Genomic DNA, 3,021 nt, shown 5'->3' with positions numbered 1-3,021 from the left:
CACTTACACACAAAGCCTATCAACCTTGTAGTCTTCAAGGGGTCTTACTCCGAAGATGGGATATCTTATCTTGAGGGGGGCTTCACGCTTAGATGCCTTCAGCGTTTATCCCTGCCAAACTTGGCTACTCTGCCATGCCTTTGGTAAAACAACAGATACACCAGAGGTTTGTCCATCCCGGTCCTCTCGTACTAAGGACAGCTCCTCTCAAATATCCTACGCCCACGCCGGATAGGGACCGAACTGTCTCACGACGTTCTGAACCCAGCTCGCGTACCGCTTTAATGGGCGAACAGCCCAACCCTTGGAACCTGCTACAGCTCCAGGATGCGATGAGCCGACATCGAGGTGCCAAACCACTCCGTCGATGTGAACTCTTGGGAGTGATAAGCCTGTTATCCCCAGGGTAGCTTTTATCCGTTGAGCGATGGCAATCCCACTTTATACCACCGGATCACTAAGTCCTACTTTCGTATCTGCTCCACCCGTCGGTGTCGCAGTCAAGCTCCCTTCTGCCTTTGCACTCTTCGAACGGTTTCCAACCGTTCTGAGGGAACCTTTGAGCGCCTCCGATACTCTTTCGGAGGCGACCGCCCCAGTCAAACTCCCCGTCAGACATTGTCCCCCAGCCGGGTTACGGCTGCAGGTTAGAAACCCAGTACTGTAAGGGTGGTATCCCAAGGTTGGCTCCATGGCAACTGGCGTCACCATTTCCTAGCCTCCCACCTATCCTGTACAGACAGTACCGAATCCCAGTATCAAACTGGAGTAAAGCTCCATGGGGTCTTTCCGTCCTGGCGCAGGTAACCAGCATCTTCACTGGTATTTCAATTTCACCGGGTGTGTTGTTGAGACAGTGCCCAAATCATTACGCCTTTCGTGCGGGTCGGAACTTACCCGACAAGGAATTTCGCTACCTTAGGACCGTTATAGTTACGGCCGCCGTTTACTGGGGCTTAAATTCAAAGCTTCGATTGCTCTAACCTCTCCTCTTAACCTTCCAGCACCGGGCAGGCGTCAGCCCATATACCTCACCTTTCGGTTTTGCATAGACCTGTGTTTTTGCTAAACAGTTGCTTGGGCCATTTCTCTGCGGCCACATCTCTGTGGCACTCCTTCTCCCGAAGTTACGGAGTCATTTTGCCGAGTTCCTTAACAACACTTCTCCCGCCGGCCTTAGGATTCTCTCCTCATCCACCTGTGTCGGTTTACGGTACGGGTACTTATGAAACAATAGCGGCTTTTCTTGGCAGCTGGCTCACACGCTTCTCTACTAATGTTCGATCCACATAACGCTTTACATTTTTCATGCGGTTTTGCCTGCATGACTGCTATACGCTTGTACCGGCTTTTCCATTTCCGGCTCGTGCTCTCCTTCTGCGTCCCCACAGTTCTGTTCATAAGCAGTACAGGAATTTCAACCTGTTATCCATCGACTACGGCTCTCGCCCTCGCCTTAGGCCCCGACTTACCCAGGGAAGATCAGCTTTACCCTGGAAACCTTAGATATTCGGCCTTTAAGATTCTCACTTAAATCTCGCTACTCATTCCGGCATTCTCTCTTCTTAACTCTCCACTGCTCCTTACAGTACAGCTTCGTCGACTTAAGAATGCTCCTCTACCATCCTTTCGGATCCACAGCTTCGGTGTCGTGTTTTAGCCCCGGACATTTTCGGCGCAGGACCTCTCGACTAGTGAGCTATTACGCACTCTTTGAATGTATGGCTGCTTCTGAGCCAACATCCTAGTTGTCTTCGAAATCCCACATCCTTTACCACTTAACACGCACTTTGGGACCTTAGCTGGTGGTCTGGGCTCTTTCCCTTTTGACTACCCAACTTATCTCGTGCAGTCTGACTCCCGTACATCATCTACGCGGCATTCGGAGTTTGATAATCTTCGGTAAGCTTTGACGCCCCCTAGGATATTCAGTGCTCTACCTCCGCAAGACTAATACGAGGCTAGCCCTAAAGCTATTTCGAGGAGAACCAGCTATCTCCGGGTTCGATTGGAATTTCTCCCCTACCCACACCTCATCGCCACCCTTTTCAACGGATGTGCGTTCGGTCCTCCATCGCCTTTTACGGCGACTTCAACCTGGACATGGGTAGATCACCCGGTTTCGGGTCTTCTTGTACTGACTTATGCGTGCTGTTAACACTTGCTTTCACTTCGGCTCCGCACCTTAAGTGCTTAACCTTGCCGGTACAAGAAACTCGCCGGACCGTTCTACAAAAAGTACGCGGTCCTACCTTAACGTAGTTCCACAGCTTGTAAACACAGGGTTTCAGGTTCTCTTTCACTCCCCTCCCGGGGTCCTTTTCACCTTTCCTTCACAGTACTATGCGCTATCGGTCACTGAGTAGTATTTAGCCTTGGAGGGTGGTCCCTCCGCCTTCCCACAAGGTTTCTCGTGTCTCGTGGTACTCCGGATTCTGCTAGGCGCGCTCATGATTTCGCATACGAGGCTTTCACTCTCTTTGGCGGGACTTCCCAGACCCTTCTGCTATCATTCACACTGCCATGTTGCAGTCCATACCCCGGAGTGCACGCACTCCGGTTTGGGCTCTTCCGCTTTCGCTCGCCGCTACTAACAGAATCGATGTTTCTTTCTCTTCCTCTCCCTACTTAGATGTTTCAGTTCAGGAGGTTCCCGACCTATACCTATGTATTCAGTATAGGACGACTGAGGTTTGCTCAGCCAGGTTTCCCCATTCAGAAATCTGCGGTTCATTGAATATTTGCTTCTTGCCGCAGCTTATCGCAGCTTATCACGTCTTTCATCGGCTCTCAGTGCCAAGGCATCCACCCTGCGCTCTTTCTAACTTAACCTTACAACACACGTAGCTTGATGTGTTGTGGTCTCTTTCTAAAAAGCTTTAAGATATACCAAAATCTGCTTTGCAGATTTTAGGTTAGTAAGCAGCTCGCTGCTTACAATTTGCTATTTCTAGCTTTGTTTACCTATCTTTTGGTTATTGATGTCTTGTTAATTATTAATGGCTTATTATAAACTTATAA

General features: G+C 49.8%; 1 rRNA gene. It reads right to left on the bottom strand.

The features are described 5' to 3' along the window. Positions 1-2,832 (bottom strand): 23S ribosomal RNA (locus DWW60_RS09430); the annotation flags it as partial. Positions 2,833-3,021: the final 189 nt, after the last annotated feature.

The organism is Coprococcus sp. AF16-22, assembly GCF_003461545.1.
Lineage (GTDB): Bacteria > Bacillota > Clostridia > Lachnospirales > Lachnospiraceae > Coprococcus > Coprococcus aceti.
The sequence above is the reverse complement of the archived record's forward strand: the minus strand, read 5'-3'. Positions and strand labels throughout refer to the sequence as shown.